At 42.8% G+C, this 22,946-nt stretch carries 23 protein-coding genes; 12 read left to right on the top strand and 11 right to left on the bottom strand.

Translation table 11 applies throughout. The features are described 5' to 3' along the window. Positions 1 to 71: 71 nt before the first annotated feature. The 5 genes from ACL6C3_RS16180 to ACL6C3_RS16160 all read right to left on the bottom strand — a co-directional run bounded on the left by ACL6C3_RS16180 (position 72) and on the right by ACL6C3_RS16160 (position 3,082). Positions 72 to 746, bottom strand: coding sequence for a Coq4 family protein (locus ACL6C3_RS16180; protein ID WP_413159963.1), 675 nt, complete (start codon positions 744 to 746; stop codon positions 72 to 74). Between the two features lie 25 nt (positions 747 to 771). Further along, on the bottom strand, positions 772 to 1,077 hold the full coding sequence (locus ACL6C3_RS16175) for an urease subunit beta (RefSeq protein ID WP_413159962.1): 306 nt from the start codon (positions 1,075 to 1,077) through the stop codon (positions 772 to 774). Between the two features lie 40 nt (positions 1,078 to 1,117). Then, entirely contained in the window at positions 1,118 to 1,420 is a 303-nt protein-coding gene (ureA, locus tag ACL6C3_RS16170) for an urease subunit gamma (protein ID WP_413159961.1), read from the bottom strand. 24 nt (positions 1,421 to 1,444) lie between these two features. After that, positions 1,445 to 2,287 (bottom strand): urease accessory protein UreD, encoded by an 843-nt coding sequence (locus tag ACL6C3_RS16165; RefSeq protein ID WP_413159960.1) that lies wholly within the window; start codon positions 2,285 to 2,287, stop codon positions 1,445 to 1,447. A gap of 153 nt (positions 2,288 to 2,440) precedes the next feature. Further along, positions 2,441 to 3,082: a hypothetical protein gene (locus tag ACL6C3_RS16160; RefSeq protein ID WP_413159959.1), complete on the bottom strand. Its 642-nt coding sequence runs from the start codon at positions 3,080 to 3,082 to the stop codon at positions 2,441 to 2,443. A gap of 185 nt (positions 3,083 to 3,267) precedes the next feature. On the opposite strand from ACL6C3_RS16160, the gene ACL6C3_RS16155 reads away from it, so the two are divergent. After that, positions 3,268 to 3,924: a hypothetical protein gene (locus tag ACL6C3_RS16155; protein WP_413159958.1), complete on the top strand. Its 657-nt coding sequence runs from the start codon at positions 3,268 to 3,270 to the stop codon at positions 3,922 to 3,924. Here the strand turns inward: ACL6C3_RS16155 and ureG are convergent. The 4 genes from ureG to ACL6C3_RS16135 form a co-directional block, all read right to left on the bottom strand. After that, a complete protein-coding gene (ureG, locus tag ACL6C3_RS16150; RefSeq protein ID WP_413159957.1) occupies positions 3,883 to 4,479 on the bottom strand; it encodes an urease accessory protein UreG in 597 nt (198 codons plus the stop codon). The genes ACL6C3_RS16155 and ureG overlap by 42 nt on opposite strands. Positions 4,480 to 4,581: 102 nt before the next feature. Then, on the bottom strand, positions 4,582 to 5,280 hold the full coding sequence (locus tag ACL6C3_RS16145; protein ID WP_413159956.1) for an urease accessory protein UreF: 699 nt from the start codon (positions 5,278 to 5,280) through the stop codon (positions 4,582 to 4,584). A 23-nt stretch (positions 5,281 to 5,303) separates the two neighbouring features. Continuing rightward, complete coding sequence (gene ureE, locus ACL6C3_RS16140) at positions 5,304 to 5,741, bottom strand: urease accessory protein UreE (RefSeq protein ID WP_413159955.1); 438 nt, start codon at positions 5,739 to 5,741, stop codon at positions 5,304 to 5,306. Positions 5,742 to 5,752: 11 nt separating this feature from the next. After that, entirely contained in the window at positions 5,753 to 6,385 is a 633-nt protein-coding gene (locus ACL6C3_RS16135) for a restriction endonuclease subunit R (protein ID WP_413159954.1), read from the bottom strand. 122 nt (positions 6,386 to 6,507) lie between these two features. Between ACL6C3_RS16135 and glyS the strand changes: the two genes are divergently transcribed. The 3 genes from glyS to ACL6C3_RS16120 all read left to right on the top strand — a co-directional run bounded on the left by glyS (position 6,508) and on the right by ACL6C3_RS16120 (position 10,966). Continuing rightward, the gene (gene glyS / locus ACL6C3_RS16130; RefSeq protein ID WP_413159953.1) at positions 6,508 to 8,661 is read left to right on the top strand and encodes a glycine--tRNA ligase subunit beta; all 2,154 of its coding nucleotides are present in this window, start codon (positions 6,508 to 6,510) and stop codon (positions 8,659 to 8,661) included. Positions 8,662 to 8,785: 124 nt separating this feature from the next. Then, entirely contained in the window at positions 8,786 to 10,162 is a 1,377-nt protein-coding gene (murD, locus tag ACL6C3_RS16125; RefSeq protein ID WP_413159952.1) for a UDP-N-acetylmuramoyl-L-alanine--D-glutamate ligase, read from the top strand. A 366-nt stretch (positions 10,163 to 10,528) separates the two neighbouring features. Then, complete coding sequence (locus ACL6C3_RS16120; RefSeq protein WP_413159951.1) at positions 10,529 to 10,966, top strand: DUF4332 domain-containing protein; 438 nt, start codon at positions 10,529 to 10,531, stop codon at positions 10,964 to 10,966. 107 nt (positions 10,967 to 11,073) lie between these two features. On the opposite strand, the gene ACL6C3_RS16115 is transcribed toward ACL6C3_RS16120, so the two are convergent. Then, positions 11,074 to 11,697: a TetR/AcrR family transcriptional regulator gene (locus tag ACL6C3_RS16115; RefSeq protein WP_413159950.1), complete on the bottom strand. Its 624-nt coding sequence runs from the start codon at positions 11,695 to 11,697 to the stop codon at positions 11,074 to 11,076. A gap of 242 nt (positions 11,698 to 11,939) precedes the next feature. Between ACL6C3_RS16115 and ACL6C3_RS16110 the strand changes: the two genes are divergently transcribed. From ACL6C3_RS16110 to ACL6C3_RS16100, 3 genes are all read left to right on the top strand, one after another. Continuing rightward, the gene (locus ACL6C3_RS16110; protein WP_413159949.1) at positions 11,940 to 13,523 is read left to right on the top strand and encodes a M16 family metallopeptidase; all 1,584 of its coding nucleotides are present in this window, start codon (positions 11,940 to 11,942) and stop codon (positions 13,521 to 13,523) included. A gap of 83 nt (positions 13,524 to 13,606) precedes the next feature. Then, positions 13,607 to 15,091, top strand: a complete 1,485-nt coding sequence (locus tag ACL6C3_RS16105) for a M16 family metallopeptidase (protein WP_413159948.1) — start codon at positions 13,607 to 13,609, stop codon at positions 15,089 to 15,091. 573 nt (positions 15,092 to 15,664) lie between these two features. Next, positions 15,665 to 16,234 (top strand): metal-dependent hydrolase, encoded by a 570-nt coding sequence (locus ACL6C3_RS16100; protein ID WP_413159947.1) that lies wholly within the window; start codon positions 15,665 to 15,667, stop codon positions 16,232 to 16,234. A 42-nt stretch (positions 16,235 to 16,276) separates the two neighbouring features. Here ACL6C3_RS16100 and ACL6C3_RS16095 read toward each other — a convergent pair whose 3' ends face one another. Beyond that, complete coding sequence (locus tag ACL6C3_RS16095) at positions 16,277 to 16,825, bottom strand: peroxiredoxin (protein WP_413168343.1); 549 nt, start codon at positions 16,823 to 16,825, stop codon at positions 16,277 to 16,279. A gap of 176 nt (positions 16,826 to 17,001) precedes the next feature. Between ACL6C3_RS16095 and ACL6C3_RS16090 the strand changes: the two genes are divergently transcribed. The 5 genes from ACL6C3_RS16090 (at position 17,002) to fba (ending at position 22,906) form a co-directional block, all read left to right on the top strand. Beyond that, on the top strand, positions 17,002 to 18,390 hold the full coding sequence (locus ACL6C3_RS16090) for a peptidylprolyl isomerase (RefSeq protein ID WP_413159946.1): 1,389 nt from the start codon (positions 17,002 to 17,004) through the stop codon (positions 18,388 to 18,390). Between the two features lie 189 nt (positions 18,391 to 18,579). Further along, positions 18,580 to 19,263, top strand: a complete 684-nt coding sequence (locus ACL6C3_RS16085) for a pentapeptide repeat-containing protein (RefSeq protein WP_413159945.1) — start codon at positions 18,580 to 18,582, stop codon at positions 19,261 to 19,263. A 60-nt stretch (positions 19,264 to 19,323) separates the two neighbouring features. Further along, positions 19,324 to 20,061 carry a cytochrome c biogenesis protein CcdA gene (locus ACL6C3_RS16080; protein WP_413159944.1) on the top strand — a complete coding sequence of 246 codons (738 nt, stop codon included), beginning with the start codon at positions 19,324 to 19,326 and terminating at the stop codon, positions 20,059 to 20,061. Positions 20,062 to 20,093: 32 nt separating this feature from the next. After that, positions 20,094 to 21,488, top strand: a complete 1,395-nt coding sequence (locus ACL6C3_RS16075) for a cytochrome c biogenesis protein (RefSeq protein WP_413159943.1) — start codon at positions 20,094 to 20,096, stop codon at positions 21,486 to 21,488. Positions 21,489 to 21,826: 338 nt separating this feature from the next. After that, positions 21,827 to 22,906, top strand: a complete 1,080-nt coding sequence (gene fba / locus ACL6C3_RS16070; protein ID WP_413159942.1) for a class II fructose-bisphosphate aldolase — start codon at positions 21,827 to 21,829, stop codon at positions 22,904 to 22,906. The last annotated feature ends 40 nt before the right edge of the window (positions 22,907 to 22,946 follow it).

Here is a 22,946-nt window from a genome sequence, read left to right as displayed (position 1 = left end):
ACTTTCATCGGAGGTAGAGACATTAAAATCTTAACAAAATTAACGCCTCTACACTCGGCTTTAATAGATGATCACGGTAGATAAACGGTCGTGGGTTCAACTCCCAATTCTGCCCGCAATTCTGCCAGGGGTTTATCCCAATGTTCCTCCCACTTTTGGGCTAAAAAGGGTTTGGCTTTCGACCCCATACGATATCCTATAGCAATTTGATCTAATAATCGACTCATTTCTGCTGGAGATTGCAGTAAAGTCTTCAGTAGCCCACCCGCTATCAGGATAATTGGCAAGGGTAAACGAGTTTGAGCTAAAGTAAATGATTGTAGCCCCAATTCTGCTGTTACATCAGTGCCAAAATCTGTGACAGTATGCCAAATATCATGGCTTTGGCGTTGACGTAAAATAATATAACTCAGATCATCTTTTACCTCGATTTTCTGGTAGAATTCTGGGTCAAAATTATCCTGTTTCATCTTCGAGGCATAGACATATCCGAGTGAATCTTTGGGATAAGTAATGAGAAGATCTAAATCGGGAGTAGGAGGAAGATAACGTTCTTCAAGAATCTCAGAAACTCCCGGTTGAGATTTAAGATATTCTAAGGCTAGATTACTAGCTTCAGTATTCCGTATTCCTTGACTAATATCAAAAACCGAGTCGGTGTTACCGGGATTTATAATGATAGAAACAAATCCTTTTAAAGTTCTCACAAAATCCAGATTGAGACGATTCAATTCTTGAAATAACATGGCTTTTCCTGGTTGTAACTTTACATCAAAGTTGACCGTTGATTTTCCCATTCAAGCCATAAACCTGACGACTTCCCGCCAGAGAAACTAACTCAATTTCCCGTTCGTCTCCGGGTTCAAACCGAACTGCTGTTCCGGCGGGAATATTCAATCGCATTCCTTTGGTTTCTTCTCGTTCAAATTCTAGGGCGGTGTTCACCTCGTAGAAATGAAAATGAGAACCCACTTGAATGGGACGATCTCCGGTATTCGACACTTTTATTCTTCGGGTAGTGCGACCCGGATTCAGTTCAATTTCACCTTCTTTAACAAAAATTTCACCGGGAATCATAAATATTTTTCTCTAAAAATCTAGGGATAATCTTCCTATTTTAAACGATAGGATTGTGAATTGTCACTAACTTGGTGCCATCGGGAAAAGTGGCTTCGACTTGCACTTCTTCCACCATTTCCGGTATACCCTCCATCACATCATCACGGGTTAACAAGGTTTTACCATAACTCATTAATTCCGCAACGCTTCGCCCTTCTCTCGCCCCTTCTAAAATTGCCGCAGAAAGATAGGCAACCGCTTCGGGATAGTTAAGTTTCAAGCCTTTATCTTTGCGTCTTTCGGCAAGTAATGCGGCCGTAAAAATCAATAATTTATCTTTTTCTTGAGGCGTTAATTGCATAATTTCTGCACACCTTATTTTGAGTTAAATCTTCCAAACTCGGGGCTGAGTGATGACTCGTCCCTGATAGTTTTGGCGAATATATTGCCAAACCGTTGTAAACCAGTTTATCACTTCTTGGGTTGTATTTCCGCGATAACGACACAACAAACCCGATAAAAGTTGGGTGACTCCGGCTTCTCCTAAAGTGTCGTGCTGATTCCACAATTTTCTAATTTCTTTTAACATTTCTTCAGAAACCGAATGTCCCACCCAAGCCAAAGTTCCGACCACCGCTTGTCCCGCCAAACCGTGAGGACTGGTGAGTATTTCATTACTCGCCGGTAGCCACTGACGATCTATCCATAATGGCTTTCCATTTTGCCAGATTTCGGTACAAGATCGCCATTCTCCTTGGTTAAATTGTTCGCCTCTGGCTGTGCGTCCAAACCGGGTAATTTCCCATCCCAACCACGTCGCATTTTGTCCTAATTCTACCTGTAAATCTTGGCGATAAATTGCACCGTTAAATACTATTGTTTCTCGGGGTAAATATTCACAAATTGCGTCCGTATCGACTTGTATTTTAACCGTTTGTTTGGCTTGTTTTCCGGTACTGCGATAGATTTTGCTTGCGGATGCGGTGGTAATGAGGGCTTGGGTTTGGGGTTGTAAATGAATTTCTTGTAACAGGCGATCGCCTCCAACTATTCCTCCGGCTGTGTGTAAAATAACGTTATGACAGATGTCTTTTGCTTCGGGATAAAATGAACGTTGAATTTTTAGCGGGGCTTGGCTGTAGGCTTCTATGAGTTTGGTTGAATTGTTATCTTTGGCGTATTTTAACCGCAGAATTCCTTGCCATCCGGTTGATTTTTCAGGGGTCATTAGAATGTTTAACTCTGGTTCAATGCAGTTATTATAAATGAAGTTGGATAAGTTTTGAAATTTTAACCCCAAAATAAATAAGGTAGATTAAAGCTTTAACCTACCTCTAGAATATTATTTCTAATTTATTGAAGTTTAGCAAGCAAAGTCTGCTTACGCAATAACAATTTGGATTCTTCTATCAACTCCATCTATTAGAAAAAATTGACGAGTAGAGTCGCTGAATGCTTGAGATACTAATGAGAACATAGCACCAGTACCCGCACCTATTCCAGCCGCCGGGAGAGCAAGAATACCGCCTGGAAGTGCGCCTATCATACCTCCCACGACTGCTCCTGTAGCTGTGGAGATCATAAAGTTCAGTGCATGGTTATCAACTTTTCCAGATGCAATTAAGCTAGCAGCACCACTTACTCCAATAAGAGGTAAAATTAAGCCAGTAGCAGCTCCGAATATAGCAGCACCCCCAATTAAGAGAGTAGTGGCTGTCCCTCCCGGAGTAGAAGCAACTGTATCCATAGAATCACTTGGGTCATCAATTTTAACAATCTTTTTCAACTCTTTTGGAAACTCTTCATAACTCTTAAAATTAGTTTGAATTACGATTGGTTCGTTTGACTTCAAAGCTTGATCTAGCTTCTTATAAAAGAGTATTGTATCTGAGAAGGGAATTTCATAGACTGCTTGAGAGTTTTCAGTAGTAATAACTGGACTCGCATAAACTGGACTGCTGAATACTAAACTCTGAAATAGAAGTGTGATGCTAATTAACCCTACAATGAGTCGCTTCAACATGAGTGTTTGTCCTTGGCGTTCTTCAGCCTGAGTAGATTTGATTTCAGCTTAACCTCAAGCCAACTGTAAAAGCCACAGTGGAAATACGGAACTTTTTTAAACGATTTCCTCAGTGAAAATACTGAAGTTGTAGGGTGCATCAAATGATTAACGCTTTTCCCTCCCCAACAAGATTAATAGGTTTGATGCACCCTACAGAAAGATTAATGGGTTTGAGTAGCATGGTGCATCAAATGATTAACGCTTTTCCCTCCCCAACAAGATTAATAGGTTTGATGCACCCTACAGAAAGATTAATGGGTTTGAGTAGCATGGTGCATCAAATGATTAACGCTTTTCCCTCCCCAACAAGATTAATAGGTTTGATGCACCCTACAGAAAGATTAATGGGTTTGAGTAGCATGGTGCATCAAATGATTAACGCTTTTCCCTCTCCAACAAGATTAACAGGTTTGATGCACCCTACAGAAAGATTAATGGGTTTGAGTAGCATGGTGCATCAAATGATTAACGCTTTTCCCTCTCCAACAAGATTAACAGGTTTGATGCACCCTACAGAAAGATTAATGGGTTTGAGTAGCATGGTGCATCAAATGATTAACGCTTTTCCCTCTCCAACAAGATTAACAGGTTTGATGCACCCTACAGAAAGATTAATGGGTTTGAGTAGCATGGTGCATCAAATGATTAACGCTTTTCCCTCCCCAACAAGATTAACAGGTTTGATGCACCCTACAGAAAGATTAATGGGTTTGAGTAGTTTGATGAACCCGACAGAGCGATCAAAATATCAATTAAAATTAAATCAAATTATTTTGAATAAACTCCTGCACATCTTCTAAACCTTGTTTGGTTTTTAAATTCGTAAATACAAAAGGTTTTTCCCCTCGCATTTTTTTAGCGTCTCGTTCCATAATGTTTAAATCTGCCCCAACAAACGGGGCTAGGTCTATTTTATTAATCACCAATAAATCGGACTTTGTAATTCCTGGGCCGCCTTTTCGGGGGATTTTATCTCCTGCGGCGACATCGATAACATAAATCGTTAAATCGACTAATTCTGGGCTAAAAGTGGCGGCTAAATTATCCCCACCACTTTCGAGAAAGACGATATCAAGATTGCCAAATTTTAACTCTAAATCTTCTATCGCCGCCAAATTAATTGAGGCATCTTCTCGGATAGCCGTGTGAGGACAACCGCCCGTTTCTACGCCTAATATTCGGTCGGTTTCTAACGCTTGGGAACGAACTAAAAATTGGGCGTCTTCTTGAGTGTAAATATCGTTGGTCACAACGGCAATTTGATGATGATCTCGCATCGACTTACACAACGCATCGAGAAGGGCGGTTTTCCCCGAACCCACTGGCCCGGCTATTCCAATTCTAAAGGCTGTCATGGTTAATTTTTCCCTAATTTTATTGGATATTTTTTCTGAATTATATCAATTTAAGCCCCCAGATTTGGGGGTTTGGGGGCCATGCAGTTGGAACCTACCAAATTAGCTTCTAAATAAACGAGTATATTGAGTTTCATGCTGCATACTTGCCAGTCCCAAACCCCAACTACAACTAAGCAATTCATCATCTTCTAAGATAAAAATTTCTTCGCTGGCTTTGGTAATTTCGGGATGGAGTTTTAGGAGGAGTTTTTGTCCGTGTGTTTGACCGATAGGAATGAGTTTAACTCCGGCATTTATGAGATTTGTTGCCCAACTGTGTAAATATCCGAGTAAGGCATTTTTTTGTTCGATTTGCCAATAACCCGCCCCCAAACCAAAGGCGATCGCATAATTACAAGGTTTACCAATAATTGCCGCACAGGTTTCGAGTTTGAAAATATCCGATTGAGTTGATGAGGGTTTTTGAATGCCTTCTAACTCTAACAATAATTTCATTAAACTGTTGCCCATTTGCCAGCTTTGTTTTCGCAATTCTGAACTTTCTCTGGCCGCACTTAACCATTGATTCCAGTCGGTTAACCCCATGAGTTCATTTGCCATAAAACAACGGTACGCCCTTAACATTATAGCAGTTTCTAGTCGGATTGAACCGTATTTTATCTCTTGAATTAGCCAAGATTCTAAACTGTTTTCATCGGTAATGATTTCATTATCAATCAGGGCTTCCAGACCTTCTGAGTAACTATAGGCACCCAAAGGTAAAGCTGGACTCGCCAGTTGTAAAAGATTGAGAATCAAGGTGTTATTCTCCTGAATTAAAGCTAATGATGATGTCCATAGGCTCCTTTTTCGGGATAAAAGGGCGCTATTTCTTCGATCATCTCTAAGCCCAATTTTACTAACATTGACTCTAACACAGAATCGGGCGATAATCTTAAGTAAGTTGAGGTAATTTCTAAGGGAACATGACGATTTCCGAGATGATAAGCCGCCCGGATTAACTCAAGTTCGCTGTTGGCTTTAACGGTAATTACGGATTCGGGTTGGGCGACGATTTTTGCAATGTGTTCTTGTGTTTCGGACTGCAATAAATCCCCATCTTCTAACACCGTTCCTCGGGGTAAACGTAAATAGAGTTTTTGACCGGATGATAACTCGATTGTTTGACGGCTGCGATAGCGTTGTTCGGCGGTTAACGGGATGATAAAATCAATATTGGGGTTGGTGTTTTGTTGGAAATATTGGGTAAAAATCATCATAAAAACAATAATTAATTTTGTGAAGTAACAATTTCAGCTAACCGTTTGAGTATTCTTAAAACGGTGTAGAGTTCGTTTTCTCTGCGTCGCATTGAAAATACATCGGACTCTGCATATTTAGGCGTTCCTTGTTGAGTTAACTTTAAAAAGATAAAATCGGTTCCGTTGGTTACTAACCCAAATAAAGGTTTTTCGGGATGAGGATGAGCTAACATATAAGTTAAGGCTTGAGGAATTCCCACATCTAATGAATATTGTGCTTTTTTGGCTTCAATGACCAAGACCCAAAATGGCGGGGTAAATATCAACAAATCCAGTCTTCCTTGAATCATCACTTCTTCATCTTGAGATAAGACTTTTACCTCTTTTTCACCTATAATATAAAAGGGAGGACGATAAAAACCCGCTTGTTTGAGCAAAGGGGAAAGTACCACTAATTTAACAACCGATTCTAAGAGGGGATACTCAAATAAATGAAGATAATCTGCTTTAACTTCATCCATCAATTGCTGTGCTTCGGCTGAAAGATTCGGTAAATTTTCCTGCCATTCTTGGAAAAAATCAGAATCATTCACTCGTTCTAATCCAAATTTTTCTCTCAAGTCAATCAGGTTTATTTTTGCAGCCGAAATAGTTTGACTCATGGGTTGACTCTGTATCTTTTCATTTAATTATGGTATAAAACTTGAAAGAATAACCACCAAAGGTGCTAACGTATACCTAAGTCATCTAAAATTAGTAATCTGCCCATTCTGCGATCGCTGTTATGCCTAATTTTTTACTCGAAGTCGGTACCGAAGAACTTCCCGCCCCTTTTGTTGAACAAGCCCTCCAACAGTGGCGACACCTCATTGCTACCACGCTGGATGAACAATTTCTCAAGTCTGAGTCTATCGAGGTTTACGGGACTCCCCGACGGTTGGCGGTTGTGATAGAAGGACTCCCGAAGCAGCAACCCGACCGTGAGGAAGAAATTAAAGGCCCACCCGCATCGGCTGCTTTTAAGAATGATAAACCCACAAAAGCAGCAGAAGGGTTTGCAAAAAAACAAGGGGTTGAACTGGATGATTTGGAAATTCGCCCCACAGAAAAAGGGGATTTTGTATTTGTTCAAAAGAAAATTTTAGGTCGTCGAACCTCCGATATTTTAACAGAATTAATTCCCGAATGGATTACTAAATTAGAAGGAAAACGGTTCATGCGGTGGGGAGATGGAGAGTTGAGATTTCCCCGCCCGATACGCTGGTTGGTGGTGTTGTTGGATGACAAAATTTTACCCGTAACTTTGGTTAGCGGTTCGGACAAAATTGAGAGTAATCGCATTTCTCAAGGACATCGAGTTTTGCATCCCGAACCCATAGAAATCTCCACCCCAACGGATTATTTAGAGGCGTTGCGTCAAGGGTTTATTGAAGTTAACCCCGAACGGCGAAAAACGACAATTGAAGAAGAAATAAAAACGGCGGCGAAAAGTATCGGCGGAGAGGCAGAAATTCCCGAGGAACTGTTAGAAGAAGTGATTAACTTGGTGGAATGGCCGACTGCGGTTGTGGGGAAATTTGAGGAGGAATTTTTGAATTTACCCCCGGAAGTCATTAAAACGGTAATGGTCACGCATCAACGTTATTTTCCCGTATTAGAAACGGCGAAATCGACTCTATCTCCGCTCAAGTCTTATTTTATCACAATTTCCAACGGAGATCCGGCAAAATCTAATATTATTGCTGCGGGAAATGAACGGGTAATTCGGGCGAGATTGGCGGACGGTCAGTTTTTCTACAAATCGGATTTAAAGCAACCTTTAGAAGCTTATTTACCCGATTTAGAAACGGTCACTTTTCAGGAAAAATTGGGTTCGGTTCGCGATAAAGTTAATCGCATTGGTAAAGCCGCAAATTTAATTAGTCAACAGCTAGAAGTTGGCGAAACCGAAAAAACTCAAATTCAACGGGCGGCTTTACTTTGTAAGGCGGATTTGGTTACGCAAATGGTTTATGAATTCCCCGAATTACAGGGGGTAATGGGCGAAAAATATGCCCGAGAATGCGGCGAACCCGAAGCCGTTTCTACGGCAATTTTTGAACATTATTTACCGCGTGGGGCGACCGATAGTTTACCGCAAACTTTGGTGGGTCAAGTTGTCGGTTTGGCGGATAGATTGGATACTTTGGTCAGTATTTTTGGCTTGGGAATGATTCCTTCCGGTTCTTCCGATCCCTTTGCGTTGCGTCGGGCGGCGAATGCGGTGGTTAATATTACTTGGTCTGCGAATCTAACCCTTAATTTACATCAACTTCTCGAACAGTTGGTAGCTGAGTTTACTCAAAACTACGACCAAGCAATTCCCGATTTGTTGTCGCAGCTTTATGACTTTTTCTTACAACGAATTAGAACCCTGTTGCAAGATGAGAAGAACATCGATTATGATTTGGTCAATGCCGTTTTAGGAGAAGATGATCCCGAATATACCGAACGGGCGTTAAAAGATTTGTTGGATGTTCGCGAACGGGCGATTTTCTTACAAACCATTCGCCAAGATGGTAGCTTGGATCAAATCTATGAAACCGTCAACCGTTCGACTCGTTTAGCCAAACAGGGAGATTTGGATACGGTACAATTAGAACCGCAGAAAATTGTTAATCCTAAATTGTTTGAAAAATCCTCTGAAGAAGCGTTTTATCAAGCGTTAATTGGGTTAGTTCCGAAAACAGAAGCCGCCCAAGAAACCCGCAATTATCGACAGTTAGTTGATGCTTTGGCGGAAATTTCCCCAACGGTTAGCACCTTTTTTGATGGGCCAGAAAGTGTGTTGGTGATGGATGAAAATCCCGACATTCAACAAAACCGTTTAAATCTGTTGGGATTGTTGCGAAATCATGCTAGAGTGTTAGCGGATTTTGGAGCAATTGTTAAGAGTTAAATCGAGTCAAAATTGCAAGATTTGGAGGGCGTTTTCTGGACAAACTCCAATCGAACAATCTACCCCGAAGCCCCAAACCGGGTAAAATAAGGATTACTTCTCCAGGGAAACTACCATTTTATCTATGCCAAACGCTCATATTATCGGCTTAGGAAGATCAGGAAATGCAGCAGCCCGACTGCTGAAATCTCAAGGCTGGAAAGTCACGGTTAGCGATCGCAATACCTCACCCAAATTGCATCAGCAACAGCAGCAATTAATCACAGAAGGAATTAACGTTAATTTAGGTGAAAATTTTGACCCTAAAACCTCTCCAGATTTAGTCGTTGTCAGTCCCGGTGTTCCCTGGGATATTCCCCCTTTAGAAACAGCCCGTCAAAGGGGAATTGAAGTCGTTGGAGAAATGGAACTCGCATGGCGAAATCTTGACTTTGTTCCTTGGGTGGGAATTACCGGAACCAACGGTAAAACCACAACAACCGCTTTAACCGCAGCCATTTTTAAAGCCGCAGGTTTTAACGCCCCCGCCTGTGGAAATATTGGAAATGCGGCTTGTGAATTGGCCCTACAACAGCAAGAAATTCGAGCTTTAAAAGTGGATAAATCGGTAGATTGGGTAATTGCAGAAGTCAGCAGTTATCAAATCGAATCTTCCTCAACCCTTGCCCCAAAAATCGGCATTTGGACAACGTTTACGCCCGATCATTTAAGCCGCCACTATACGTTAGAAAATTACTATAATATCAAGGCTAAATTACTAAAAAATTCGGAAATACAAGTGTTAAATGGTGACGATACTTACCTGCGGAAAAATGCCTCTCAACAGTGGAAAGATGCCTGTTGGACGAGTGTTAAAGGTAAATCCGAACTGATTGGCAATCCCGATTTGGGCGTTTATATTGAAGGGGATTATGTTTGCCAAAATCATCAGAAAATTTTGCCTTTAACTGCTTTAAAAATGGTGGGAACTCACAACCGGCAAAACCTGTTAATGGCGGTTGCAGCCGCCCGTTTAGCGGGAATTGAACCCCCGGCTATTCAAGAGGCGATTTCCAACTTTCCGGGTGTTCCTCACCGTTTAGAATATGTGGGAACTTGGCAAGGAATTGACTGGATTAATGATAGCAAAGCGACAAATTATGATGCGGCAGAAGTGGGTTTGGTCGCCGTAGAAGCCCCGGTTATTTTAATTGCGGGAGGGGAAGCAAAAGAAGGAGATGATTCCCAATGGTTGCAAAAGATTCAAGAAAAAGCCGCGGCCGTTTTATTAATTGGAGATGCAGCCGAACAGTTTTCGCAACGACTCCAACAGGTGAATTATCAAAATGTGGAAATTGTAGAAACGATGGAAAAAGCCATTCCTAAAGCCGCAGAATTAGCCCGGAATTTATCGGCAAAAGTGGTGTTATTGTCGCCGGCTTGTGCGAGTTTTGATCAATATGAAAGCTTTGAACATCGGGGCGATCATTTTCGTCAATTGTGTTTGGAATTCATCGGTTAATCATCAAGTTTCCAATCTTTCGTAAGATTTGCAAAACTTCATACCGTTCGCCGGAATTGAAAAGCGTGAACTGTGATGAATAATTTCAATTACCAGATCCGAATAAAAGCAACTCGGGAAAAACAGGAAAAATTCATCTAGACAAATCCGATTAAAATTCTGCGAATAATTGTAACAATTTCCCGGTGTCTCCCTATACCTTAATCCCCCAGAACAGACTGCTACAATAAAGAACCCGCATCGCCACCCCAAAAACTCTTTTCGAGATAGAGGGATGATGCTCAAACTGAACGGACAGCCAAAACACATCTGTGTCAAACGGTCTGCTCAGAAAATTGCTGTTCTCTCGCATTGATTTATGATCTTATGGCAATATCTCCATCAAAACCCCAAAGTTCAATTTCCGCTTGTGATTGGCCGATTTCTCAACTTCCGGGACTAACCTCAAGCAATCAAAAACTTCTCAGCGAAAAATGTGAAATTACCACCACCGCAGAATTGCTGAAAAAAGGCCGCACCCAAGCCCAAAAAATGATGCTGGCGAACCTTTTGCAAACCACCCTCAGAGAAGTCAGTAAATGGGTAGCAATGGCTGATTTAGCACGAATTCCCAGCGTCGGATGTCAGTATTGCGGACTGTTGCTTCACGCCGGAATTGGATCGGTGACTCAGTTAGCTCAAATGCCCGTTCATCGACTGCACCAACAAATTCTCCGCCTGCACGTCATCACCATGCAACGGCGCGATTTGTGTCCGTCTGTAGCCCTCGTGCAACGATGGGTGCGGGAAGCGCAATCATTTTAAACAATTCGGGGCAAACCCAACGCATTGAACCTGAGTCATCAATTTTACCCGTTTGGGTTGCCCAAAATTGATCCCATATTTCCTGACGATTTCGATGAAAAAATCCGTTAAGAATTGGCTTCAGTATTTAACACCCCATTGAGAAAAATATCGGCCAAACCTTCGGCAATTTCCTGCATGGCTTTTGGTCGCGCTCCCGGTTCAATTAACGTCGTGTAACTAAATCCAGATACGGCAAACATTCCCAAAAACACCTGAGCCACAATCCGGGGATTCATCTGACGATAAACCCCTTTTTCCATCGCCGTTTCAAAAAAAGCTTCAGCAACATCGGTCATTTTTGCAATCACTTCCGATTGAATGCGATCGCGCAATTCCGGGTGAAATTGAGCCTCTAAAAAGCAAACCCGCATCAAATCGGTATTTTCGTGTAAACTTAACATTCGGCGGCGCATCACTTGAGCCACCGCTTTATAACTGCCCATTTCACTCAATTCGGTCAACAAATCGGTGAGAATTTCAATCCATCCTTCCGTTGCCACTTCAATTAAAATCGCCTTTTTGTTGGGAAAATGGCGAAAGATGGTTCCTTCAGCAACACCGGCGGCCTGTGCCAAATCGCGAGTCGTTGTGCCATCATAACCTTTACGGGCAAATAATCGCTGTGCGGCCTTTAAAATCCGAGCAGAAGTTTCCGTTTCCAAGTGAGGAGTGTGATTTAAAGTTTTCATCGTTCTAACCGTTCAATATCTGATGTTTTGTCCAAGGAGAGATTCGGAACCGTTATCAGTCGCGGTCAGTCAAGATCGAATGATACCGACGAGCGCATTCAGCTAGGGTTCTGTGTTCTCAAGGTTTGAGTTGGCTGTCTTAGCCTATCATTTGTCATCGGGCAGATCGCTTAAATGACAAAAGTCTTCATGCTTTGAATGTTAAAATTCGTCTGAAAGTATTCCTCACGAGACTGAAGCCTATGTTTCCGAGTTGGCGTGTTCCCCCCGATCTTCAGCATATCTTAGGCCGGAGAATTTGGCGGGGATTGATTTTAACCCTATTGATCTGTTTATTTTGGGGAATTTCTACAAACCCTTTACTGGCCGATGAAACGCCCGTTCGTCCTCAAAGTTCCATTCAGCCCTATCTCGATCGGGTGATGGATGAGGTGAGCGAATTTCGCCTTGATAATGGGATGAAATTTATTGTCCTCGAACGTCATAAAGCCCCGGTGGTTTCGTTTTTAATTTATGCCGATGTCGGCGGCGCCAACGAACCAGTTGGTCAAACCGGAGTGGCTCATTATTTAGAACATTTGGCTTTTAAGGGAACCAAGCGGATCGGCACAACCAATTATCAGCAAGAACAGCCGTTACTTGAACGCATGGATCGGCTTTTTGCCCAAATTCAAGCGGCCGAAAAACAAGGAAAATCTGAAGAAGTTTCTCAGTTGGTTGCCGAATTTGAAAAGGTACAAGCTGAAGCTTCAAAGTTGGTTGAACCGAATGAGTTTTCTAAAATTGTTGAACGGGCGGGCGGGGTTGGATTAAATGCCGCAACTTCTACAGATTCAACCGTTTATTTTTACAGTTTACCTGCCAATAAATTGGAACTGTGGATGTCTTTAGAATCCGAACGTTTTCTCGAACCGGTTTTCCGAGAATTTTTTAAAGAAAAACAGGTAATTTTAGAAGAAAGACGGCTCCGAACTGATAATTCACCCGTCGGTCAGATGATTGAGAAATTTACCGCAGAAGCGTTTAAAGTTCATCCTTATCGCCGTCCTGTGATCGGTTATGTAGAAGATTTAAAGGGTCTTAATCGAGATAATGTACAAGATTTCTTTGAGACTTACTACGTTCCGAATAATCTCACCGTTGCGATCGTTGGCGATGTTGACCCGACTCAAGTTAAACAACTCGCCCAAACTTATTTCGGACGCTACAAAGCAGGCCCCGAACCGCCTAAAATTCAAGAGGTAGAACCGCCTCAACAGGAAACCCGAGAAGTGACGATGAAATTGCCCTCTCAACCCTGGTATTTTGAGGGTTATCATCGACCCGCACTGGCTCACCCCGATCATGTTATTTATGAAGCGATCGCCAGCATTCTCAGCAATGGTCGCACCTCCCGCCTTTATCAAAGTTTGGTTCAAAAGCAACAAATCGCTTTGGCAGCCGAAGGGTTTAGCGGTTATCCCGGTGATAAATATCCCAATTTAATGTTATTTTACGCCCTAACTGCTCCCGGTCATACCGTCGAAGAAGTGGCGGTGGCCCTGCGAAATCAGATCGAACGGTTGAAAACTGAACCCGTTTCTCCAGAGGAATTAGAACGGGTGAAAACTCAGGCTCGGGCGAGTTTATTGCGATCGCTAGATTCTAACATGGGGATGGCTTTTGCTTTGCTAGAATACGAGGTGAAAACCGGAGATTGGATGAATTTATTTAAGCAGTTGGATGCGATTTCTAAAATTACTCCGGCTGATATTCAACGGGTCGCCCAAGAAACGTTTCGCCCCGAAAATCGCACCATTGGTAAATTATTATCCCAAGATTCTTAGGCCGTTCACAGCCACAATTTACCCCCAGTTTGGGTTAAAAAATAACTCAGACTCACCCAACAGATTTCGACGACTCATCAATTATGCAAGCCCAAGCCAGATTTAACTTGAGAAAATCAAAACGAATTCTATTCGGACTGCTATTCGCCACCATGTTTTTATTGACAACCTGGCGATCGCCCGCAGTCGCATCTACTGCAAAACATTACACCGAATTGAATTTTCCGCCTCTACCCGAAGTCGAATTGCCCGAATACACCCGCTATCAACTTGATAATGGGATTACCGTTTTTTTAATGCCCGATCGCGAACTTCCTTTAGTTGGAGGAACCGCATTATTTCGCACCGGAAGCCGATACGAACCCGCCGATCAAGTTGGACTCGCCAGCTTAACCGGGGAAGTGATGCGAACCGGAGGAACAGCCGATCATAGCGCCGATCAATTAAATCAAATTCTCGAAAAAAAAGCCGCAGCCGTTGAAACGGGAATTGGTACAACCGCCGGAAGTGCGGGTTTTAGCGCGTTGAGTGAAGACTTAGAAACCGTCTTCGGACTGTTTGCAGAAGTGGTAAAGAAACCCGTTTTTGATGCTCAAAAATTGGAGTTAGCCAAAACGCAAGAAAAAGGCGGAATTGCACGGCGAAATGATAGCCCCGAACGGATCGCCGGACGAGAATTTCAGAAGTTAATTTACGGCGAAGATAGTCCCTACGCTCGCACCGTTGAATATGAGACGCTCAACAATATTCAACGAGAAGATTTGGTTGATTTTTATCAGAAATCTTTCCACCCCGAAAATATGATTTTAGGAATTGTGGGAGATTTTGAAACCGATGAAATGAAAGCGTTAATTGCTGAAAAATTTGGCAATTGGAAACCCGCAAACACCGCCGAAATTCCGCCCCAACCCAACGCCTCCCAAGCCCATCAAAGCGGAATATATTTCATTAATCAACCTCAATTAACCCAAAGTTATATCGAAATGGGTCACATCGGAGGAGAACGAAATAATCCCGATTTTCCCGAATTAAGCGTGCTGAATGGGGTGTTAAATGGTTTTGGTGGGCGGTTGTTTAACCAAATTCGATCCGATAAAGGGTTGGCTTATACGGTCTATGGAATTTGGAACGCAAATTATGACTATCCCGGTGTATTTATTGCAGGCGGACAAACTCGATCCGATGCAACGGTTGACTTTTTAAAAGCGGTTCGGGTTGAATTGGATCGGGTTCGCAATGAACCGGTTAAACCCGAAGAATTAGCCTACGCCAAAGAGTCAACCTTGAACTCGTTTATCTTCAATTTTGAATCCCCCGATCAAACTTTATCCCGTCTGATGTTGTATGAATATTATGATTATCCTCAAGATTTTATCTTTGACTATCAGCGTCAGGTGGAAGCCACAACAATTGAGGATGTTCAACGGGTCGCCCAAAAGTATCTCAAACCCGACCAAATGGTGACTTTAGTGGTAGGAAATGAAGCCGAAATTCAGCCCCCGCTAACGGCTTTAGATGGCGATACCAAAATTACTTCGATTGATATTAGCATTCCCGAACCCAGTTAACAGTAAATACCGGGTTTGAACTGAGTAGTTCACAGAAAGATGGGGCGGGTTTTTACAGTTTACAGTTTACAGTTATCAGTTTACAGTTATCAGTTATCAGTGCGTGAGTTTTACCTGCTATAACTGTTCGCTGCACGGTACTTGTTCACTGTTGTTCGCCCCCCCATAACAGAATTAATCAAGCGGATATCATATCACTAGAGCCTCTTTTCTTGTGTCGTCTCTACCTCTTTTTTTATCTTTATTTTTCCCAATTGAAAAAAAATTGTCATCACTACAGATGATCGTTGGGGAATTTTGTAGGGGCGGGTTCTGCAATAAATATAGATTTCCCACCAACTACCTTAATTAACCCGCCCTTATAGGGTTCAGGGAAAGATGGGGCGGGTTTATATCAATTATTGATGAGAGATATAGATTTTTGCAGAACCCGCCCCTACATCACTAACGCCTCTTGCCTTGTGTAGGATTATTTTCTGTATTTCATATAATGAATTATTTTTGTTAACTTATATTCAGAGCAGGAATATTGATTCCACTCTGTTGTAGTTTAACTGTTGCCTAGTCTTTCCAATGCCATCACCCGTCGGACATTCACTTGCAGGCGTTTGTGGATATATTCTCGCCCAACCCCACATCCCCAAACGTCATCGGCTTTCTGTTTTATTTGCCTCCGTTTTTATTGCCAATGCACCCGATTTAGATATGTTTGCGGGAATCCTTTTACGCGCAGATCCGGGAATTTTTCATCGTCAAGCCACTCACAGTTTAATTGTAGCAATCCTGATCGGTTTATTAACCGCTTTGATCGCTCGTTCTGTGAAATTAAAAGAATGGAATTGGCTCGGTTTCTGGACAGGTGGAGTCTACGCCAGCCATATTTTCTTAGATTTAATGGTTGCCGATGATTCCTCACCGTTTGGAGTGCAAGCGTTTTGGCCGTTTACTTCCGATTACTTCATTTTTCCCCTAACTATTTTTGGCGGTTTTAATTATGGAGGTTCGGGATTATTTGGCTTTTTGTTTTCCCTGTTTACGTTTCAAAATCTGATTTTTATCTTGCAGGAAATTGTCATTTTAGCCCCCTGTATTTGGTTAACCTGGCTGTGGGAAAAATATCGGAGAAAAAAAAAGCCTATCTAAACAGATAGACTTGACCCAGTGAAGAAATTGGATTCAATTCAATTAAGATGCGGCTTGCAATTCTTCCAAACGCGCTAAAACTTCGGCGCTATGAATTGCAGGTCTAACTTTTACAAAAGTTTCTCGTAATTGACCTTCAGGATCGATAATAAAAGTATGTCGCATCGAGAAAAAGTTCAGCCAAGAACCGTAAGCTTTACTCACAGTACCATCCGTGTCTGCAAGCAAGGGAAATTTTAACCCTTCCGCATCACAAAACTCGGCATGAGAATCAACATCATCGGCACTAATTCCCAAAATTTGTACATTTCGATCCAAATATTTTGGCAGATCTTGTTGAAATCTTTGGGCTTCTAATGTACATCCTGAGGTAAAATCTTTGGGATAAAAATACACCACCACCCACTGACCCCGGTAATCGGAAAGAGAAATTTCTCCGTCTCCGGTATTCGTGGGTAATGTAAAATCGGGTGCGGGTTGGTTTAACGGGGGTAGGGTTCCTCCCAAAGCCAACGCAGGAGAAGTTACACTGAAACTTAAGAGCGCCAAACAAGCGGCTAGAAATAAACGGATTATGGTTCGACGGGACATCATCACTAAAAATGATCAGGGTACTTTACATAAGTTTACATAATTCAGGAGAACAAACTCAATCCGAATTTTGCGGTTGATGATCGTTTCTCCAGAATTGAGGAACTTAATCGCTCTGTTTACGGTCAGAATCCTGGCGTTAACCCTATCAAGTTGATTTTTTTTGCAACTTGGGAATGCTGAACAAATTTACGAGTGAAACTGCAAACAATTCATCTGAAAAAATGGAAGATTTACCTCTATTAACTGGTTCTGCTGTTGCCGTTATGGTTGTCAATGGACAGCCAATTTATATTCAAATTGATGGTGATAACGCCCCAATTACAGCGGGAAATTTTGTCGATTTAGTTGAGCGAGATTTTTATGACGGAATTTCATTTCATCGGGTTGTCCGCGAACCGAATCCGTTTGTTGTGCAAGCGGGAGATCCTAATAGTTTAGATCCAAATTTCCCACCCGAACAGCTTGGAAGTGGCGGTTTTATCGATCCGGCGACGGGTGAAGAACGAATAATTCCCCTAGAAATTAAACCCGAAGGTGCGACAGAACCGATTTATAGTCAAACCTTTCAGCAAGCCGGAATTACGGTTCCCCCCCTCTTACAAAATACTCAGGGAACCATCGCAATGGCTCGCACAAATGACCCCGATTCCGCCTCCTCACAATTCTATATTAATTTATCCGATTCTGACTTTTTGGACGGGAGTTATGCCGTTTTTGGTGAGGTCGTTCAAGGGTTTGAAGTCGTCGATCAAATTCAACAGGGCGATCGCATTGAAGATGCAGAAATTGTCGGGGGAATTATTCCGGGTCGCGAATCCGATTTAATTGGTGATGTCGGGCTGTTAAACGTTTTTATTAATACAATTAATCTCACCCACTTGCCCTTAGAATTTTTAGTGACTCGGGATTTTGATGCGGATAATACGGTCACTTTGACACCGGAATTGGCTCAACAAGCGCCTTCGGGAGTGTTTGTGGGCGGGGGAAATGATAGCGTTATCGGTTCGGTTGGTAGCGATGTTGTTAATGGCAATCAAGGCAATGATACCATTACCGGAGATGCGGGAGATGACTATATTTTTGGCGATCAAGATAACGATCTGATCGATAGCGGTGATGGCAATGATATTGTTAATGGAAATCAAGGCAATGATACGATTTCTGGAGGAGCGGGAAATGATTTTCTTCGGGGTGGAAAAGATAACGATTTGATTGATGCGGGTGCAGGAAATGATTATTTAATTGGGGATTTAGGAATCGATACTTTAACGGGTGGAACCGGCGCCGATACGTTTATGTTCAGAGTTGATGAATCCGTTGGAGTTCAAGATGTTAATCTCGCCGATCGCATTCTTGATTTTAATGCGGGTGAAGGCGATCGCATTGCTATTATTGGCGAGATTAGTATATCGGAACTTAGCTTTAATCTCGTCGGTCAGAATACCCAGATTTTGGGCAACAATGGTGACTTTTTAGGTGTGGTGGAGAACGTCGCCCCGGATGCGGTTCAAAACTCAGTTTTTGTCGTTTCTGCCAACGATTTGGGTTTGACAATTGGATAGACATTCGGTAAACTTAGTAAAGATTTAAAATCCCATCTAAGTCAACAACTCAATTTCCAAAAGCTTGTAGTTGGGCTTTAGCCCTTCTTTAAGGCGCTCAAGCCCAACGACAAACCAACTATTTTATTTCGGGTAAAATCAGCAGGTTTTGAAATCGGTAGTCCTCAATAGCCCCAGTTGAGAAAAGGTATGAATCTGAAGAAATTGGCAATCATCCTATTGTTAGTCATTGGATTTCTAGGCGGAGGAATGACATCCGTTCGCGCCTCAAATTCTCAAGATATCAATCGACTGCTGAAAACCAATTCTTGTCAAACCTTTCTGTGGAAAACCTGCGATTTGAGTAACGCCGATTTGCGAGGTTTAGCGTTATCGAAAGCCCAACTTTCCGGGGCGAATTTAAGAGGCGCAGACTTAACCAATGCCGTCCTCAAATATGCAGATTTATCCGATGCCGATTTAAGAGGCGCTAAACTCTCCAAAGCCAACTTATTTAAAGCCAACTTGCGTCGGGCAAATTTAGAAGGGGCAGACCTCAGAGAAGCCGGGTTGTGGGCGGCAGATTTAACCTTAGCCAACCTCGCCGAAGTTAACTTAGAAAATGCCAATTTATTAGAAGCAAAACTCTGGGGAACCGACCTAAAAAAAGCCAATTTAAGTCAAGCTAGTTTACACGGAACCAATCTACAATATGCGAATTTAGCCAATAGTAACCTCAGTAAAGCTGACCTACATAGCTATTATTTTAGAGAAGATAAAAAAGTCACCAATCTCAGCAATGCGAACTTAGAAGGGGCAAATTTAAAAGACACAAATTTAAGAGGCGTCCTGCTGCGGGGAACCATTATGCCAGACGGTCACGTTAACGAATAGGCAGAGTCAGACTGAGAAAGCGTTACAATTTGTGATGAAGCGCGAACTGCATCCGAACTCATGTTTGATACCCTGCAAACCCAACTCTACGAGATTGCCCAATACGCCAACACCCTCGTCAAAACCCAACTAACGGAACTCAGTTGGGTGAGTGTGGGGATTATTTTCTTGGCGGGCTTGCTGACGAGCCTGACACCTTGTATGCTATCTATGCTACCGATTACCATCGGCTATATTGGCGGCTACGAAACCCAAAATCGCCTACAAGCGGCGGCCCAATCCACTTGGTTTGCGTTGGGACTGGCGACAACATTAGCGGGTTTGGGAATTCTAGCAACCGTTGTCGGACAAGTTTACGGTCAAATTGGCATCGGCTTGCCCATAATTGTCAGCATTATTGCGATTTTAATGGGGTTAAATTTATTGGAAGCTTTGCCGATTCCTTTACCCGCTTTTGATACAATGAAATGGATTCCTCAAAACATTCCCAATGGAGTTCGTTCCTATTTTTTAGGATTAACCTTTGGTTTAGTCGCGTCTCCCTGTAGCACTCCAGTTTTAGCAACATTGTTAGCCTGGGTTTCTACATCAAAAGATTGGGTTTTAGGAGGGGTTCTACTCCTAGCTTATGCAGCCGGATATGTAGCGCCTTTAGTGTTAGCCGGAACCTTTACCGCCAGCATCAAAAAACTGCTTTCTCTGCGACAGTGGTCGGGTTGGATTACTCCGGTGAGCGGGGCGTTATTGGTGGGATTTGGTGTATTTTCGCTGTTATCTCGATTCGTTCCTATCGTTTAGCTTGATATTCAAACACAGAAAAAAAATCTAAAATGACGGCAAAAGAATTATTTTTATCTAAACTTTCTGATTGGGGAACCAAGCCTCTAAACCTTTGGAAAAAAGAAGTTTTACCCCTACTCGCCAACTTAAGATTAGCCATTGTCTTATTGCTGGTTATCGCGGTTTTTAGCGTTTCTGGAACCGTTATCGAACAGGGTGAATCCCTGCAATTTTATCAACAAAACTACCCCGAACATCCGGCTTTATTTGGCTTTCTCACCTGGAAAGTCATTCTGCTGTTAGGCTTAGATCATGTTTATCGAACTTGGTGGTTTCTCGCGCTTTTGTTGCTGTTTGGGAGTAGCTTAATCGCCTGTACCTTTACCCGACAACTCCCCAACTTAAAATCGGCCCGACGCTGGAATTATTATCAAAGTCCGAAACAATTTAAAAACCTGGCTTTAAGTGCAGAAATAGAAACCGGTTCCCTAGAAACCTTGAAAACGCTACTCGAAAAACGTCGCTATCGAATTTTTCAAGAAGACCATAAACTCTATGCGCGAAAAGGATTAATTGGACGCATCGGACCGATTATCGTTCACGCGAGTATGATTGTAATTTTAATCGGTTCAACAGTTGGTTCCTTAACGGGATTTATCGCCCAAGAAATAGTACCCAGTGGAGAAACCTTTCAAGTTAGAAGAATTATTGATGCGGGGCCATTTGCGGCGTCTCAAATTCCTCAAGATTGGTCGGTGCGAGTCAATAAATTTTGGATTGATTACACTCCCGATGGAACAATCGATCAATTTTATTCCGACTTATCCGTTTTGGATAATAACGGTTCGGAAGTTGACCGTCAAACCATTCACGTTAATAAACCCCTCAAACACAACGGCGTAACCTTTTATCAAGCCGATTGGGGAATCGCCGGCATCAGAATTCGGATTAATAGAAGTCCCGTTTTACAACTGCCAATGGCGCAATTAAATCCGGGCGGAAACGGTCGTATTTGGGGAACTTGGATTCCCACAAAACCCGATTTAAGTGCGGGGGTTTCCTTGTTAGCGAGGGATTTACAAGGAACTTTATTACTTTATGATAATGAAGGTCAACTGGTGTCAACCTTGCGCCCCGGAATGTCTACCGAAGTCAACGGCGTGACGTTATTTGTTGATGAAGTCGTCGGAAGTACCGGATTGCAAATTAAAGCCGACCCCGGAATTCCTATTGTTTATTTGGGGTTTGGGTTGTTGATGGTGAGTGTATTGATGAGTTATGTTTCTCACTCCCAAATTTGGGTTTTAGAAGCGGATAATCGTCTCTATCTCGGAGGAAAAACCAATCGCGCCAAAGTGGTATTTGAACGAGAAGTGATTGCAATTTTAGATGAAATTCAACCGACATCCGACAGCCAAGCCCAATCAAAAACCGCCAACGTTTAACCTTTAGGAGACAGCAGTCGGGAAATGGGGAGGTGGGGAGGAAAGAAGTCAGAATTTCAGGAGTTCAGGAGTTGCTGTGTTCAGGAGTTCAGAATTACCTTTTGCAAGAGCGCCTTTTGCCCCTTACCCCTTCCCCCTTACCCCTGTCCCCTTACCCCTGTCCCCTATTCCCTCTTGCCTCTTGCCTAGAAAAAATTTCAAGGATCACTGACTTGCCTGTTTTCCTGGGTGCCTAATTCTGATACAATTCACAATAACTTAAGATTTTGTCTTAAGATTATCTCAAGAAGACAGTCTAAGAAAAAACTCACAGACAACACAGTTTAGGAGGAGACTATATGGCGCTCGTACCCATGCGGTTGCTACTGGATCACGCGGCAGAGAATGGCTACGGTATTCCTGCATACAACGTTAACAACATGGAGCAGATCATCGCGATCATGCAGGCTGCCCACGAAACCGATAGCCCCGTGATTTTACAGGCTTCTCGCGGCGCTCGCAAGTACGCGGGTGAAAGCTTCCTGCGCCACTTAATTCTGGCGGCGATTGAAACCTATCCCCACATCCCCATTGCCATGCACCAAGATCATGGTAACTCTCCTGCAACTTGCTACTCCGCCATGCGTCATGGTTTCACCAGCGTTATGATGGACGGATCTCTCGAAGCAGATGCAAAGACTCCCGCCAGCTTTGAGTATAACGTTAATGTTACGGCTGAAGTTGTTAAAGTCGCTCACTCCATTGGTGTAAGTGTTGAAGGAGAACTGGGTTGCTTAGGTTCTCTCGAAACTGGAATGGGTGAAGCAGAAGATGGTCACGGTGCGGAAGGAAAGCTTTCTCACGATCAATTGTTGACCGATCCCGATGAAGCGGTTGAGTTCGTTGAAAAAACTCAAGTAGACGCTTTGGCGGTTGCTATTGGTACCAGTCACGGCGCTTACAAATTCACTCGCAAGCCGACTGGTGAAGTATTGGCCATTAGCCGCATTGAAGAAATTCACAGCCGCTTACCGAACACTCACCTGGTAATGCACGGTTCTTCTTCTGTTCCCGAAGATCTGATCGCCATTATCAACCAGTACGGCGGTAAAATTCCTGAAACCTACGGTGTACCCGTTGAGGAAATTCAAAAAGGTATCAAGAGTGGTGTTCGCAAAGTCAATATCGACACCGACAACCGTTTAGCAATTACGGCTGCTATCCGTGAAGCTGCGGCTAAAGATCCTTCTAACTTTGACCCCCGCCACTTCATGAAGCCTTCCATCACCAAGATGCAAGAAGTTTGTGCAGCACGTTATCAGCAATTCTGGGCTGCTGGAAATGCAAGCAAAATCAAGGCTGTTACGCTTGATGACTTCGCTGCTAAGTACGCTAAAGGCGAACTCAGCGCTAGCACCAAGTCTACTGTTGCAGTATAACATCTGAAGTAGAAATTGCCTTTGTTGGGTGAAGCGATAG

Origin of the sequence: Capilliphycus salinus ALCB114379 (assembly GCF_047276495.1) — a bacterium.
Lineage (GTDB): Bacteria > Cyanobacteriota > Cyanobacteriia > Cyanobacteriales > Microcoleaceae > Capilliphycus > Capilliphycus salinus.
The sequence above is the reverse complement of the archived record's forward strand: the minus strand, read 5'-3'. Positions and strand labels throughout refer to the sequence as shown.